Source organism: Paenibacillus nanchangensis, from assembly GCF_046543445.1.
GTDB lineage: Bacteria > Bacillota > Bacilli > Paenibacillales > Paenibacillaceae > Paenibacillus_AQ > Paenibacillus_AQ nanchangensis.
On record NZ_JBHOFD010000022.1, the window covers coordinates 77,116 to 92,229 of the forward strand.

Genomic DNA, 15,114 nt, shown 5'->3' on the forward strand with positions numbered 1-15,114 from the left:
CGGCATGAGAACACTGCTTGTCCTCGGCGGCGGCTACGGCGGCCTAGCACTCATTCAGGAATTGCTCCACAGCCATCTCCCTCACGATATGGAAATCGTCCTTGTGGACCGAATGCCTTATCAGGGCATCAAAACGGAATACTACGCCCTTGCGGCGGGAACGGTTACCGATTACCATCTGCGTATCGCATTTCCCGTACATCCCCGTCTGACCGTCCGGTACGGGGAAGTCGGATCGATCGATCTGGAGAGCCGCATCGTCTTTATGACGAGCGGCGAACCAGTGTCGTATGATTACTTGGCGATCGCGCTTGGCTGCACGGATAAATACCACGGCATTCCCGGCGCGGAACAGTTTACCTGCAGCATCCAGTCGATGTCCGGCACCCGCGAAACGTACCGCAGGTTAAACGACATCAAACCCTATGGAAGCGTAAACATTGTCGGCGGGGGACTAAGCGGCGTGGAAATCGCCGCCGAGCTGCGCGAGAGCCGGCCCGATCTGAACATTACGATTTTGGACCGGGGACCCCGGGTGCTGTCTGCTTTTCCCGCCAAGCTTTCGGCTTATGTCGAAGAGTGGTTCAATGAGCACAACGTACAGACCCGAGGGGGCATTTCGGTCTCTGAGGTCGTTGATGGTGCTGTCTACAACGGCGACGAAGCTATTACGGGCGATGTAACGGTCTGGACCGCCGGGATTCAGCCCGTGAAGCCGGTGCAGGATCTCAACCTGCCCAAAGATAAAGGCGGACGCCTCCTCATCGGACCGCATTACCAGCTGCCTGATTATCCCGAAGTCTATGTTATCGGGGATTGCGCAAGCCTGCCGTTTGCTCCAAGTGCCCAGGCAGCCGGTGCGCAGGGCGAGCAGGTCGCCACCGCGATGCTCGCGCACTGGAGAGGCGACAAGCCGAAGCTGCACCGCATCAAGCTTAAGGGAACCCTCGGCTCCCTTGGCAAAAGCGCCGGCTTCGGTCTCATGGGCCGCCGCTCTGTGATGGGCCGCGTTCCCCGGCTGCTGAAAAGCGGCGTCCTCTGGATGTCGAAGCGGCATTTTGGCTAGGCTGCCTCAAATATAGAGAAAGCCGGACCGAAAAAGAGGTTGCTCCTCATTCGGCCCGGCTATTTTTTGAGGATGGGTCCATCGTAAATTCCCTTTTATCCAGAGCCTCAATCCAAATCCAGCTCGTCCCAAGCCTGGAATTCCTTAATCTTGGCTTCAATCGCCGCCTCCAGCTCCTCCGGCGTTTCGGCGGTGACGATCTCCCCCTCCACCATAGCAAAAGGCGCAAGATAACACGCGCTGCAGTTATCAAGGCATCCGTATTCGATGACGTCGTAGTCGGGGTTTTGCTCCAGTTTTTCCATTACAGCGCCCGAACCCATGCTGGCGTTGCTGACACAAAATTCAATAATTGGTCTCATAATGTGCTCCCTGTTGTCGTTAACCGTTTTATTTTTTAAATATTTGTACTATAATATACATACGAAAGGAGTGATTGAGAATGAGTGAGAACGCACAAAGCACCACGTATGATGAAGTGCTGGAAGTGCTTGATAAACTTCGTCCGTTTCTGCAGCGCGACGGCGGTGACGTCGAACTGATCGATGTGGAAGACGGCATCGTGAAACTGAAACTGATGGGTGCATGCGGCAGCTGCCCAAGCTCTACCATTACGCTCAAAGCAGGGATCGAGCGCGCCCTGATCGAAGAAGTGGAAGGAATCGAAGAAGTCGTTCAAGTATTCTGATACGCTTCATACACGAAGCTGTCCCGGCGTCTGTTGCAGACGGACGGGGCGGCTTTTTTTCATGCCCGCTATCCCTTAACCCCGCTCGTATTGGTCATTATAGAAGATTTTACGCGATTGTACAACTCTTTAAAAGCTGGATGTCACGGCAAACACTGCATTCCACAATAAAGCAGGAACGTCCCCTTTCAACGCTTTCGTTCAAAGCTTCCTTACAACGCCTCCTTTTTGCCCTCCTACCTTTCTGCCTTCAGGCATCTCTTCACACGCTCCATCTCCGGTTCTATAAGTTTAAAACTGCCTAACCCCAATCCCTTTCCCGCAGCAAAAAAAATAAATCCCGCCCGGCCAACAGGCCAAACGGGATTATGCAATCCATCAAATCTTAGAACGCAGGAACGATCGAACCTTTATACTGTTCGTCGATGAATTTTTTCGCTTCCGGGGACGTCAATGCCGCAGCCAGTTTTTTGATGGCATCGGAGTCTTTGTTGTCCTGACGGGTAACGAGCAGGTTCGCATACGGCGATTCCTTGTCTTCAATGAACAGGGCGTCTTTGGTTGGAACCAGCTTCGCTTCCAGCGCATAGTTTGTATTGATCAGAGCCAAGTCAACTTCTTCCAGCTGACGGGGCAGCATGGCTGCATCCAGCTCAATAATGTCGAGGTTCTTCGGGTTTTCAGTAATGTCCGCTTTGGTGGACAAAATGTTGGTGTCGTCTTTCAGCTTGATCAGGCCGTTTTTGGCCATCAGGATCAGCGCGCGGCCGCCGTTACTCGGATCGTTCGGGATCGCTACTTTAGCGCCGTCTTTCAGCTCGTCCACCGATTTCACCTTTTTGGAGTAAGCGCCGAACGGTTCAACATGGACCGAAGCTACACCGACAAGATCGGTGCCGTTTTGCTTGTTCTGCTCGTCCAGGTAAGGCTGATGCTGGAAGAAGTTCGCATCAATCTGTTTTTGGGCCAGCTCGGTATTCGGAAGAATATAGTCAGTGAATTCCTTAATCTCCAGCTTGATGCCTTGCTCTTCCAGCAGCGGAGCGATGGCCTTCAAAATCTCGGCGTGCGGTACCGGCGATGCGCCGACAGTCAACGTAACCGGTTCAGCGGCAGGAGCTTCGGATGGTTCAGCTGTTGCCGTACCCTCAGCGGCAGGAGCCGGAGCGCTGGACGCAGCGGCGTTTGTGCCGCCGTTATTTGCGGCGTTGTTGCTGCCGCAAGCGGCAAGCAGCACGAGCAGCATAACGCTGATCAGTGACATGGACAGTTTTTTCATGGTACAATCCCCTCTCTTATCATTAATCTGTGTAAAATAAGGATCTCTATATGATCTTGCCTTATTTCCCCTATTGCTTATTCCTCTATTTCCTTGTTCCCCTGTTGCTTATTCCAATATTCCTTATTTCCGGGTAAAATGCTTCACCAGCCGGTCGCCGGCCATCTGCAGCAGCTGCACCAGCACGACCATGAGGAAAACGGAGATGATCATAACTTCCTTCTCATACCGGTAATAGCCGTAGTTAATCGCCAGATTACCGAGTCCGCCGCCGCCAACCATGCCGGACATGGCGGTGTAGGATACCAGCGTGACAATCGTGATTGTGATTGCCGCGATCAGGCCCGGACGCGCTTCCGGCAGCAGCACCCGGCGGATAATCTGCCCGGTAGAGGCGCCCATCCCCTGAGCTGCTTCGATCACCCCGCGGTCCACTTCACGCAGCGCCGTCTCCACGAGACGGGCGAAGAAGGGAGCCGCGCCGATGACCAGCGGCGGAATGGTGCCCAATACGCCGGTCGATACGCCAACAATGGACCGTGTGAACGGGATCAGCGCTACAATCAAAATGATAAACGGCACCGAACGCAGGATGTTAACGATGATCGATAATACCGTATAAAGCACCCTTACGAAAGGCGATGTGGATCTTCCCCATAAATATAACACAATTCCGAGTGGTAAACCAAGGATTATTGTGAACAATCCGGAAAAACCCATAATTTTAAAGGTATCCACCGTTGCCTGGCCGATTTCCTGCCAATCCACTTCCGAAAAATTCAGTCCCATCTCAGCGGATCACCTCCACATCAAGTCCTTGGCTGGTCAGCCGGGCGATCGTCGCGTCAATGGACTGCGGATCCCCTTCAAAACGCACGATCAGCTGGCCGTACGGCACATCCTTGATCGTCGAAATCGTCCCCTGCAAAATCGCAAAATTTACGCCCGTCTCCCGCGTAACATGGGACAGCGTAGATTCGTACGTTTTTTCGCCGAGAAATGTAATTTTCGCCGCACGCGAGCTCTCATGGGCCGTTTCGTCAATCGCAGCCCGGATAGGTCCGTCATTCTGATTTTCGCTGCGGATAAACTCTTTGGTTACTTCATGCTTTGGCTTCAGGAACACCTCGGTGACCTCACCTTGTTCGACGATACCGCCGCCGTGAATGACGGCCACCCGGTCGCAAATGCTCTGAATTACATGCATTTCATGGGTGATCAAGACAATCGTCAGGTTGAATCTCCGGTTGATGTCCAGGAGCAGTCTGAGGATGGAATCCGTTGTCTGCGGATCAAGCGCCGAAGTCGCTTCGTCGCACAGGAGCACGTCCGGATCGCTGGCAAGCGCCCGCGCAATTCCAACACGCTGCTTCTGTCCGCCTGACAGCTGGGCGGGATATTTGCTGCTGTGCGGCTCCAGGCCAACCAGCGTCAGCAAATCCTTGACCTTCCGGTCCACCTCTGAGGAGGAAGTACCCGCAAGGCGCAGCGGAAACGCGATATTTTCATATACCGTAGCCGACGACAGCAGATTAAAATGCTGAAAAATCATGCCGATCTTGCGGCGTTTTTCCTGCAGCTGGTTTTTGCCGAGCTTGGTCAGGTCGACGCCGTCCACCCATACTTCGCCGGATGTGGGGCGTTCCAGCAGGTTAATGCAGCGGATCAGCGTACTTTTGCCTGCGCCTGAGTGGCCGATGACGCCGAAGATTTCCCCTTTTTTTATCGATAAATCCAGATTGGAAAGCGCGGTGGCCGACTGTCGGCCTTTGCCGTACACTTTCGTCAGTTGCTTCAGCTCAATCAATTCCGTTCTTCCTCCCTCTAACTCAAAAAAACCTCCCGCAATCCTTTGACAGATCGCAAGAGGCCTATATTCCAGTTGGACTTCCTCTCTCATCTGCCAATACCGCTGCGTTTCTTCGCGTCCGGTAATGTAGGAATTAGCACCATGTCACTTGCCTGCGTTTCACACGCCTGCAAATCGGTTGCCGGGCTTCATCGGGCCTGTCCCTCCGCCACTCTCGATAAGATGGTTGGTATGAAATTGTGTCCTAAGTATATTTAGTTTTATACGCTTTGTCAAAGGGATTTTACGGAAAAACAGAGCGCAAACGCTTTAGCGCCGCCGCCCTGTTTTGCGCCATTCGTTCAGACTGTACCGGAACGTCTCGGCCAGCGTTTTACAGACCATCTCCAGCCCCTGCTTCAACTCGTCCAAATGGCGGTCCAGGTCCTCCAGCTTCACTTTTTCCTCGGGATCGTGGGCGCGCTGCCACATGTCATCCTGCATCTCCGAATTCATATAGTGAATTTCCGCATTGCGGCGCCTGCGGAGAATCTGCATGGCGTCACGGTAAGAGTCTTTGATGGCGAACAGCTTGTCCGCCAGCCGGGAATGCGCCTTCACCGCCCGAAACTGCCGCAGCACGGTGAAATAGGAGAAGTGCTCTTTTACTTTGGATGTATTGAGATCGTACAGCTCGTTTAACACCGTTCCCAGTTTGTCAAGAAGAGAGAATACGCGGATAAAGCCGTTTTTGTAAAAATAAACGTACCTGGCATACTCCTCCTGTTCCTTGGGAGACAGCTCGTCCGCATATTCGCTTTGTACCGATTGGCGAAAATGGGCAGCCGCGTGCCAGCTTTGCTCCAGCTCGTCAAGGGATGAAATCAGTCCCTCGATCCAGATTTCCATCTTGCGGAACTCCTGCGCGGAGTCTCCGCGCGCTTTGATTTCTTTGCGCAGCACAGCGCTCATCTGCGCCATACTGTCCATCGCCTCCGCCAAAATGCCTTCATTTTCGCGGGGCGGCTCGCCGAGTAAACTGCGAAGCATGCTGCTCTCCCCCTTCTGTCTGACCCGGCTGTTCAAAACCGGAAATAAAGAGGACCGCCGTTGATCAGCGATCCCAAGGCTTTACGCCTAGTGTTCCAAGCGGCGCGGAGGCTATCCGCTTATGCCTCCACCCGTATGCCGTTTATATTTAACCGTATCGGCAATTCTGTAAACCACAAACCGCAGCCAGCCTTCCGCCTGCGGAAATCATCAGGACACCCGCTTAGCTCCCCGGGTTCCCGAATCCACATAAAGCGGCTGAGCCGCCAGCTGGCCGGCCCGAACGCTTAAATAGCAAAGAATGCCAAACAGTCCGGCGATCAATGTAATGTGAGCAAGCGCCGCAAAAATCGACAGCTGTTCGTTGCCAAGCGTGTAGACCACCGCCGCACCGCTGAATACTTGCGCTAACACCAACCCCGTTGCTGCCAGACCCAGCATGCGGATTTCCCTTTCCGACCGGTAGCGCCAAAACGCCAGGTGCCCGATCAGGGCGACCAGGCCAAACAGCGCCAGCGCCGCAAGCCGGTGCGCAAACATAATGCCCACGCCCCCCGACAGCTCGGGAATCCATTCTCCGTTGCAGAGCGGCCAGCCGCTGCAGCCGCCTTTGGAATCGGTGTGGCTGACATAGGCTCCGATGTACACGACGATATACGCATACACCGTCGTAACCCACACCAGATTGCGGAAGCCCCGGCTTACGCTTCCTCCGGACACACTGCCGCTGAAGGCCTCCGAGGCCCGCCGCTTCATTCCGAGCGCCAGCATGACCGCGCTTGCAAACGCAATCAGCGAGAAGCCCATATGCAGCGCTTTGACGGCGGGCACCTGCGGCTTCACCACCGCAAGCGCTCCCATAATTCCCTGGACGATGACGAAGATCAGCGTCAGCAGCGCATAGATCTGCAAATCGCGCCGTGAAGGCGCGTATCTCCAGAAGGCGTACATGGACACCAGCGACAGCAGTCCGGCCAATCCGCTGACCAGTCTGTGCGTATATTCAATCATAGAGCCTACTGTATAGGCGGGAATGAACTTGCCGTGGCACAGCGGCCACTCGTTCCCGCATTCCAGACCCGATCCCGTCTTGGTTACCACCGCTCCGCCAAAGAGCGCGAGGAACATGACGAGACAGGTTGCGTAACTAAGCCATTTCAGCTGTTGTGTCTTCAATGGTTTCACCTGCATCGCATAATGTAGTAAGACGGGAATTCCGGACCGGCGCTAATCCGCCGCGGCTTACCGCTAATGGGGGCAGCAGCGGCGGATAGCTGTTTTATTCCTGGAGGCTGTTATACACAGCCACAGCGTTATTTAAGAAATTTTCGATCTCTTCGCGCGATTTGCGCAGCTTGCTGACAAAACGGACAAGCTCTCTTCCGTCGCTGTAAGCGACAAAGCTTGGAATCCCCAGGATGTTTTGTTCCTGGCTGACATCGCCGACCTGATCGACATCCACTTCAATCAATGTAAGCTTGTCAGCGTAATTGCGTTCTACTTCGGGCATAAACGGATCGATGAACTTGCAGTCCACACACCAGTCGGCCTTAAACACCGCTACCGTAAGTCTCGGCGGTTGAATGGCGATTTGAAATTCGGCGGGGGAGGTTACTTTATCCATGCGGTAACACCTGTCCCTTCGATTAATAATGTACGGCGTCCTTGCCGGTCTGTACTCTAAGTGAAGCAAAATGCGGAGCGGAAGTCAATGAAGGACCCCAAAAAAGCGATAAATATCATATACAATCCGGCACGCTCCATGCCAAACCCTTCTCGCTCAGCTAAAAAAGGCGGGTGACATGGCATCGGCTAAAAACGCCCCTGCGGCCAGCTCTCATGTAGGGGAAGTTCAACCGAAGTTTCCCTCCCTCCGGGTAAACTTCCCTGTGCAAAACGGGCTCCCATAGGGTGCCCGCCGCAATTTCTCTTATAACTCCTTATTCCCCGTCCGCACGCACTCGCGCCGGCTGGAACCGCATTAAAGGCCGTAAAGCCTTTTGAAGCGGACGCGGATACCCCGAAATTTCCTGGCGGCTGATGACGCCAAATACAACCAGCAGCACGAGGTAGACTACAACTACCGCTGCGCCAACAACAAGGCAGGTCAGCAAATACGCCAGACGGGCGGGCATCATATCGGTAAGCAGGATTCCCGCTGCGTTCAGTCCGTAGCCGATCCCGGCAGAGACTGCAGCGGCAAGCCCGTAACCGGCCCAGCGGCTGCCCATAATCCGGAACGGCACAATTTGCTTCAACAGCCGGAGATTTAGGAGTGTAATAAAGATAAAACAGAGGGCAGTTGCCAGAATAATGCCGTAGATCCCCATGAACCGGCTCAGCACAAAGCTGCCGGCCAATTTGACAAGAATACCGCCAAGCACATAATACATTGATGTTCTGGATTTGCCCATTCCCAGTAAAATGGAGTTTGTGGTCATCATCGTAATTTGGAAAATGGTGCCGAATGTCAACAAAGCAATCATACCGGTACCTGACAAGTCCTTGAACAGCAGGCCGTTGACCGAGTGCGCAGCTGTAACAAGCGCAAGCACAATTGGCGTGCCAGTCAAAATGGAGATCCGAAGAGCCAATGTCATCTGTCGCTTCAAATGCTCTTCATCCTTCCTTGCGTACGCCGCCGATATGACCGGAATCAGCGACGTGCTGAGGGCAATGGCCAGCACGGGCGGGATTCCTGCCACACTCTGTGCTTTCGGGCCCAAAATAGCAACCATGGCCGTTGCCTCAGCTGTACCAATCGAACCGCTGAGCAGCGGTACGGTCAGCGTAGAATCGATAAAATAAACAGCCTGAATCGTCATCCCGGCCAGCACAATCGGAATCGACAAAGTAAAGATATCTTTATAAATGCTGCGCAGCGGCAGTTTGATACCTGTCCCGGCCTGCAGCCGGTCCGGCGACTGCTCGTCTCTGCGCATTTTTACGCCATAATAAATCATGACAGCAAAAGCGGCGATACTGCCAAACACGCTGCCAAACGCCGCACCCGCAGCCATGGTTGGATTGTCGTAGCCCTGCTTCAGCAGAATGTAGGCCAGCAGGATGGCCGTCGCCACCCTGGCAATCTGTTCAACAATTTGAGAGATACCGCCAGCTGCCATATTGTTGCGCCCTTGGAAATAGCCCCGCATCATCGCGATTGCCGGAAACAGCAGCAGCGCCGGAGCAATTGCCCGAATTGCAGCTGCACTTTCCGGTACGCCCGAAAGGTTCGCGATCAGCTGTGCCCCGGCAAACAGCACAATACTGATCAGCACGCCGCTGACAGCCGCAAAAATCAGCGCCGCACGGTAAATCTGCCGGGCTTCGTCCGGCCGGTTCAGCGCATAGCGTTCCGATATCATCTTGCTCAGGGTGCTAGGGATGCCCGCCGTAGCCAGTGTAAGCAACATCAGGTAAATATTATTAGCCTGAGTGAAGGCTGTATTACCGATATCATTAAATAAGTGCTCCAGCGGGACCCGCTGAAAGATGCCCAGCACGCGGGCGACCAAAGCGGCCGCCGCCAGAATAAGCGTGCCTTTGATAAAAGATTCCTTCTTGGACAAACTGTTTCCCCTTCTTTACTTGTTAATGAATTACAATGCGATCCAGATAAAGAAGAGGACCACCATTGCGACCTGCAGCAGGATTTTGACGACCGTACTGCTGAGCAGACCGACAAGAGCGCCGATGCTGGCTTTGACGGCTTTGCCCGCCGAAGCCCCGGTAATTAATTCCCCGATAAACGCACCGACAAAAGGCCCAATCACCAGCCCGAACGCCGGAATCACAAACGGTCCGATAATGATGCCGATGGTACTGCCGATCACCGATGCACGGGAGCCGCCGAATTTTTTCACGCCCCATGCTCCAACCAGATAATCGGCGACGAACAGCACCACCACAATCAGCGTTTGGGTAATCCAGAACCATGTAGTCAGCGGCTCGAACGAAAAGAACCAGCCGTACACAAAAAAAGCGAAATAAATCGCCAGCGCTCCCGGCAGTACAGGAAATATCGCACCAGCCATTCCCACCAGGAACAATACAATGATCAGTGTCCAGCCCAGAATCGCCAAGCCCCATCACTCCTTCTGCTCAATCCATCGGTTATACCAAAATATACTCCCGGATAACTTCCGCAATGCCGTCCTCATTGTTCCCGGCCACAACCGCGTCCGCTTCCTGCTTCACCGTCTCCTGCGCGTTGCCCATCGCGACGCCCAGACCCGCCGCCTGTATTGCGGCCAAATCGTTCAGGCTGTCCCCGACAGCGACCACTTGATCCATCGTCAGACCAAGCAGCTTGCACACTTCGCCGATGCCCGTCGCCTTGTTGACGCCGCCCGGGTTAATCTCCAGGTTGTGCGGCGAGGAGTTCGTGATTTCCAGACCGCCCATATCCTGCAGCTGCAGAAGAATCCGGTGGCGGATCTCATCATCTTCCGTGTAATAACCGAATTTGAGCCATTCCCGGCCGTCAAGGTTGCCGTCCCAATTCTCTTCCTTAAACAGCCCTTCGACGGCATATGCCCAGAACCAGACCTTATGCTCCACCGCCAGCGCATGCATGGCCCCGACCGCCTGCGGATCCATCAGCGACCGCCGGTACAGCTCGTTCGGGCGCCGCCATACCTCGCTGCCGTTGACCGTAACCATCGGCGTCGACAAGCCTAGTTCCTGCGCATACGGGTAGGCGTTTTTGAAAGCCCGCCCGGTGGAGAGGCAGACATACACCCCCGCCTCCACCGCTTTATGAATCCACTTGACCGTCTCGGGCGTTATCTTTTGTTCATCATTCAGTAAGGTTCCATCCATATCCAGTGCCAACAGCCGGTATTGTCCAGTCATGCCGTTCCTCCGTTTCTATGTGTGCATCCTTTGCCCCTATCCTGATCTAGGGTTATTCTCTCTCTGTGTCCTTCTTATCAGCGGCTGTGCCGTCCGGGTTCTGCTGCTGCAGCGTCTTTTTAGGCACGCCGTTAAGGCCGTATTCCCAATCATAAGCATCAAAAATTTTGCGTGCGACAGGCGCCGCACTGTTCGAGCCGAAGCCGCCGTCCGGAATGACCACCGCTACAGCCAGCTTTGGATTCTCACGCGGAGCAAAAGCGATGAAAACGCCGTTGTCCCGGTTTTTGCCTGCTGTATCCGTCTGCTGTGAAGTTCCCGTCTTCCGGGCAAAATCGTACGGGAAGTCGTCAAACGCCGTTACAGAGCTGTTCATCCCGCGAATCACTTCACGCCAGTAGGCCTTGTCGAAGTCCGCTTTATTCAGCTCTTCCCGCTCAAACTGCTTGATGACTTTGCCGGTGGAGTCGGTAATTTTGCTGACGAGCTGCGGTTTGATCCGCACACCCTGGTTAGCCAGCGTGGAAGCATACTGCGCAAGCTGCAGCACGGTATACCGCCCTTGCTGGCCGAAGGACGCATACACCAACGCGGACTGGGAACTGATCTTGGCTTCCTCGACATAGTTCAGGAAACCGAGGTATTCCTTCGGCAGCCCGCTGCCGGTCGAGACGCCGAGGCCAAATTCCTTCATATATTTATCCCACACCTCGACGCCTTTTTTGCCGCCATACTTCTCGTACAGCTTTTTGCCGACCTTGTCGATCATGAAGACGTTGGATGATTTCTCAATGGCTTTGGCCGGTGAGCTGAAGAACCCGTAAGCATGGCTGCCTGCGTTGCGGACAGTCGTTTCATAGCCTTCACGTCCGAACTTCGTGCTGCCCGTATCCGTGTAGGTGGTACTCGTTGTAATGAAGCCCTCATTCAAACCGATCAATACGGTGAGCGGCTTGATTGTCGAGCCAAGCAGCACCGTGGAGTCAAAGTTATGGCCTGATTTGCCTGACGAATACGGCGTAATTGTTCCGTTTTGGTAATTGGACTTGATCTTATCCCATACGTCGGATGGCATGCTGCCTCCGGTCCAAACATTGGTGTCGTAATCGGGCATGCTGGCCATAGCCACCACGTTGCCGGTATCGACCTCCATCGCGACCGCATAGCCGGTTACCGCATCGGGATGCAGCTTACCCTGCACCGGATTGCGGTGCAGCCAGCTGATCTGGTCCATGATCGCCTGCTCTGTCTTCATCTGAATATTCTTGTTAATCGTGGTCCAGATGTCGTTGCCCTTTACCGGGGGCACGACGTTCTCCACCTTTTCAGCCATGTTCTGCGGATTGACAGAAACTTCCTTATAGCCGTTTTTGCCGCGAAGAAGCTCCTGGTACTGCAGCTCCAGCCCGTCGAATCCGACGAATTCATCTTCCTTGTACAGCAGCCCGGGGTCTTTGCCGTCCACCGTATTTCGCCGAATGTTCTGATATTTGCCGAGACTGCCGGCCGACTTGTACGGTTTAATATAACCGACGGTCTGAACGGCTACCGTATCCTTGTCATAGTGGCGGATATCCTCCTCCACAATGTCCAGTCCCGGATATTTGAATTTGTTCTCCATGAAGTAGGCTACCTCTGCATCGCTAAGACCGGACTTGATCTTCCGCGGCGTGTACCCTTTGGATTTCTTGGAATACAGGTCCATCGCTTTGATAACGTCCTCACGGGTCAGCTTTTCCGCATTCGGATCGCCGTATTTGTTGAAGTCCGCTACCAGGCTGTCGGCCAGCTGATAAACTTTAGTGCGGGCCTCAGGCGTCAGCGTTTCCTTTTTCGTTTCCTTGTCCGTAACCGTCGCATTATACTCTTTGGTTAACGTCAGATACAAGGACTGCACCGGCGTCGAATACGCCAGCTTCTCGCCTCCCGCAGCCCGGATGCTGCCCCGGCTTGCCGCGAGCGGCACATTTTTGGTGTCACGGCTTGCTTCTTCTTCCTTCAGCGTCGGGCCTTCCACAAATTGCAGAATCGCAAGACGCACAATGATGACGCAGAAAATGATAAATGTACTGAAGAAAAACACGTTGATCCGGAGACTCAGCGACTGATTCGGCTTGTCGTCATCCGGCGGGGTTTGTTTCACGAAGGGACTCACAGCCGGTCTCTCCCCTTTACTGATTAAATTTGGTGCCACGCTTCGGCTTGAGCGAAACAGACCGGTGCGGCGCGGTCTCTCTTGTCTCTTGGCGCCGCTTGATTGCTGCCTGTATTCTAATCCGGTGAACCCGGCCTATGATTCCGCCGCAGGCCGGGCGTTCTTTTTAGGTACGCCGTCCAGACCGTATTCCCAGTCATACGCGTCAAAAATGGCGCGGGCCACCGGAGCGGCGCTTTTTGACCCGAATCCGCCTTCGGGAATGACCACCGCCACCGCCAGCTTCGGATTCTCGCGCGGCGCGTAAGCGATGAACACGCCGTTGTCGAATACCTGACGCCGGCCCTTGCTCCAATATTCCTGCTCCGACGTGCCGGTCTTGCGGGCAAAATCGTACGGGAATCCGGCAAAAGCCTCTTTCACATCACTGTTCATCCCGCTGCGGATTTCACGCCAGTGGGTGGGATCGAAGCTGGCCTCGCTGAGCACCTCTCGGCCAAAGGTCCGGACCGTCCGTCCCTGCTCATCGGTTATCCGGCTCACCAGCTGCGGTTTGATCCGCTTGCCTTCATTGGCGAGGGTGGAAGCATATTGAGCCAGCGTAAGCGGCGTATATTTTGCCTGCTGGCCGAATGAAGCATATACCATCGCTGCCTGGGTGCTGCCGGCCGCCTCCGGGTTCTTGTAATTCAGCAGCCCTTTATACTCGCCGGGCAGGCCGCTGCCCGGGGCGACGCCGAGACCGAAATCCTTCATGTACCGGTCCCAGATTTCAAGGCTCCGGTCCTGATACTTCCGGTACAGCGGCAGGGCCACCTTGTCGATCATAAATACATTTGAGGAGAGCTCGATCGCCAGCGCCGGGTCCATTTTGCCGTATACATGGCCGGATGCGTTGCTGACTTCCTGCTCGTGGCCTTTTTTGCCGAATGCCGTCCGTCCTGTATCTACATATTGTGTGGAAGTTGTAATAAAGCCTTCCTTCAGTCCGACAAGAACGGTAAGCGGTTTGATGGTTGAACCAAGGAACACCGCCGATTCGAAGCCGTGGCCCGATTTGCCCGATGCATTTGGGGTTACAGCTCCGTTCTGATAACGGCTCATAATCTGGTCCCATGCCTCAGTCGTAAGATTCCTCCACACATTGGCGTCGTAATCGGGCATACTGGCCATAGCCACGACATGACCGGTATCGACCTCCATCGCCACCGCGTAACCGGTCAAGGCGTCTTTATGCAGCTTCCCCTCGACAGGATGGCTGTGCAGCCAGTCCAGCCGGTCCATGATCGCCTGCTCGGTTTTCAACTGGATATGCTTATTAATAGTAGTCCATACATCATAACCTTTAACGGGGGGCGTTACCGATTCGACCCCTTCCACCAGATTTTGCGGATTAATTGAGACCGTCTTGTAGCCGTTTCTGCCGCGCAGTTCTTCCTGAAACAGCAGTTCCAGCCCGTCGTATCCAACATATTCGTCGGAACGGTAATTCAGGCCCGGGTCAGCCTGCTTATTCATCTTCTGCAAAATATCCTGGTATTTCGGGATGCTGTCCGAATACTTAAACTGCTTCGTGTATCCTACCGTTTGAACGGCTACAGTATCCTTGCTGTACAGCCGCTCGCTTTCTTCGACGACTTCCAGGCCGGGGTAGCGCTCCCGCTGCTCCATAAAATAAGCGACTTCCGCTTTGCCAAGTCCGCTTTTGATGCGCCGCGACATGTATCCCCACGCTTTGGCCGAACCCAGATCCAGCGCATCCAGAATATTTTCCTTGGAGGGCTGGGACTCGCCAGAACTGCCATACCGCGCAAAATCAGCTGCAAGGCTCTTGGCCAGCTCATCCGCTTTGGCAAGCGCTTCGGGCGTTGGCGTCCCGTCCGGACCGGTCTTGGTATAATCGCCCGATAAAGTAAAATAAAGCGATTGGACCGGCACTGAATACGCCAAATTTTCGCCGCCCGCCGCCTTAATGCTGCCCCGGATGGCCGGCAGCGGCACATCCCGGGTATCCCGTTTCGCTTCCGCTTCCGATAAATCTTGGCCTTGTACGATCTGAACGAAAGTAAGCCGGAGCAAAATCAGGCAAAATATGAGAAACGCGCCGAAAAAAAACGCGTTGATTCTAGAGTTGAGCCGTGTCTTGCCCGATTCCTCCCGTTCTCCCGCAGGATTAAGCCTGCTGAAGAGCTTCACCTGCCATCTCTCCTTCACTCTGTTGTAACTGCCT

Annotated in this window: 14 protein-coding genes and 1 riboswitch; of the genes, 2 read left to right on the forward strand and 12 right to left on the reverse strand. The window is 54.3% G+C overall.

Annotated features, from left to right (window positions below):
* The first annotated feature begins 4 nt into the window (after positions 1-4).
* Positions 5-1,066, forward strand: a complete 1,062-nt coding sequence (locus ACE6ED_RS18120) for an NAD(P)/FAD-dependent oxidoreductase (RefSeq protein WP_410828621.1) — start codon at positions 5-7, stop codon at positions 1,064-1,066.
* 107 nt (positions 1,067-1,173) lie between these two features.
* Here the strand turns inward: ACE6ED_RS18120 and ACE6ED_RS18125 are convergent, their stop codons facing one another.
* Entirely contained in the window at positions 1,174-1,428 is a 255-nt protein-coding gene (locus ACE6ED_RS18125; protein ID WP_410828622.1) for a YuzB family protein, read from the reverse strand.
* An 80-nt stretch (positions 1,429-1,508) separates the two neighbouring features.
* Here ACE6ED_RS18125 and ACE6ED_RS18130 point away from each other — a divergent pair, with 80 nt between their 5' ends.
* Positions 1,509-1,754 (forward strand): NifU family protein, encoded by a 246-nt coding sequence (locus ACE6ED_RS18130; protein ID WP_410828623.1) that lies wholly within the window; start codon positions 1,509-1,511, stop codon positions 1,752-1,754.
* Between the two features lie 385 nt (positions 1,755-2,139).
* Here the strand turns inward: ACE6ED_RS18130 and ACE6ED_RS18135 are convergent, their stop codons facing one another.
* The 11 genes from ACE6ED_RS18135 to ACE6ED_RS18185 form a co-directional block, all read right to left on the reverse strand.
* Positions 2,140-3,033 (reverse strand): MetQ/NlpA family ABC transporter substrate-binding protein, encoded by an 894-nt coding sequence (locus tag ACE6ED_RS18135; protein ID WP_410828624.1) that lies wholly within the window; start codon positions 3,031-3,033, stop codon positions 2,140-2,142.
* Between the two features lie 123 nt (positions 3,034-3,156).
* Positions 3,157-3,822: a methionine ABC transporter permease gene (locus ACE6ED_RS18140; RefSeq protein ID WP_410828625.1), complete on the reverse strand. Its 666-nt coding sequence runs from the start codon at positions 3,820-3,822 to the stop codon at positions 3,157-3,159.
* Position 3,823: 1 nt separating this feature from the next.
* Positions 3,824-4,840: a methionine ABC transporter ATP-binding protein gene (locus ACE6ED_RS18145; RefSeq protein ID WP_410828626.1), complete on the reverse strand. Its 1,017-nt coding sequence runs from the start codon at positions 4,838-4,840 to the stop codon at positions 3,824-3,826.
* 86 nt (positions 4,841-4,926) lie between these two features.
* Positions 4,927-5,067: riboswitch (SAM riboswitch) on the reverse strand.
* An 85-nt stretch (positions 5,068-5,152) separates the two neighbouring features.
* Positions 5,153-5,872: a Cthe_2314 family HEPN domain-containing protein gene (locus tag ACE6ED_RS18150; protein ID WP_410828627.1), complete on the reverse strand. Its 720-nt coding sequence runs from the start codon at positions 5,870-5,872 to the stop codon at positions 5,153-5,155.
* Positions 5,873-6,082: 210 nt separating this feature from the next.
* Positions 6,083-7,048, reverse strand: a complete 966-nt coding sequence (locus ACE6ED_RS18155; RefSeq protein WP_410828628.1) for a COX15/CtaA family protein — start codon at positions 7,046-7,048, stop codon at positions 6,083-6,085.
* A gap of 103 nt (positions 7,049-7,151) precedes the next feature.
* Positions 7,152-7,496, reverse strand: coding sequence for a thioredoxin family protein (locus ACE6ED_RS18160; protein WP_410828629.1), 345 nt, complete (start codon positions 7,494-7,496; stop codon positions 7,152-7,154).
* A gap of 316 nt (positions 7,497-7,812) precedes the next feature.
* Positions 7,813-9,444: a putative polysaccharide biosynthesis protein gene (locus ACE6ED_RS18165; RefSeq protein WP_410828630.1), complete on the reverse strand. Its 1,632-nt coding sequence runs from the start codon at positions 9,442-9,444 to the stop codon at positions 7,813-7,815.
* 30 nt (positions 9,445-9,474) lie between these two features.
* A complete protein-coding gene (locus ACE6ED_RS18170; RefSeq protein WP_410828631.1) occupies positions 9,475-9,957 on the reverse strand; it encodes a DUF456 domain-containing protein in 483 nt (160 codons plus the stop codon).
* A gap of 31 nt (positions 9,958-9,988) precedes the next feature.
* A complete protein-coding gene (locus ACE6ED_RS18175; RefSeq protein WP_410828632.1) occupies positions 9,989-10,729 on the reverse strand; it encodes a Cof-type HAD-IIB family hydrolase in 741 nt (246 codons plus the stop codon).
* A 52-nt stretch (positions 10,730-10,781) separates the two neighbouring features.
* Positions 10,782-12,884, reverse strand: a complete 2,103-nt coding sequence (locus ACE6ED_RS18180) for a peptidoglycan D,D-transpeptidase FtsI family protein (protein WP_410828633.1) — start codon at positions 12,882-12,884, stop codon at positions 10,782-10,784.
* Between the two features lie 135 nt (positions 12,885-13,019).
* Complete coding sequence (locus ACE6ED_RS18185) at positions 13,020-15,080, reverse strand: peptidoglycan D,D-transpeptidase FtsI family protein (protein ID WP_410828634.1); 2,061 nt, start codon at positions 15,078-15,080, stop codon at positions 13,020-13,022.
* Between the last annotated feature and the right edge of the window lie 34 nt (positions 15,081-15,114).

Bases quoted from the DNA above. Each gene is read 5' to 3' on its own strand.
- ACE6ED_RS18150 (WP_410828627.1), bottom strand. From the start codon at position 5,872: ATGCTTCGCAGTTTACTCGGCGAGCCGCCCCGCGAAAATGAAGGCATT.
- ACE6ED_RS18130 (WP_410828623.1), top strand. From the start codon at position 1,509: ATGAGTGAGAACGCACAAAGCACCACGTATGATGAAGTGCTGGAAGTG.
- ACE6ED_RS18135 (WP_410828624.1), bottom strand. From the start codon at position 3,033: ATGAAAAAACTGTCCATGTCACTGATCAGCGTTATGCTGCTCGTGCTG.
- ACE6ED_RS18120 (WP_410828621.1), top strand. From the start codon at position 5: ATGAGAACACTGCTTGTCCTCGGCGGCGGCTACGGCGGCCTAGCACTC.
- ACE6ED_RS18125 (WP_410828622.1), bottom strand. From the start codon at position 1,428: ATGAGACCAATTATTGAATTTTGTGTCAGCAACGCCAGCATGGGTTCG.
- ACE6ED_RS18140 (WP_410828625.1), bottom strand. From the start codon at position 3,822: ATGGGACTGAATTTTTCGGAAGTGGATTGGCAGGAAATCGGCCAGGCA.
- ACE6ED_RS18160 (WP_410828629.1), bottom strand. From the start codon at position 7,496: ATGGATAAAGTAACCTCCCCCGCCGAATTTCAAATCGCCATTCAACCG.
- ACE6ED_RS18175 (WP_410828632.1), bottom strand. From the start codon at position 10,729: ATGACTGGACAATACCGGCTGTTGGCACTGGATATGGATGGAACCTTA.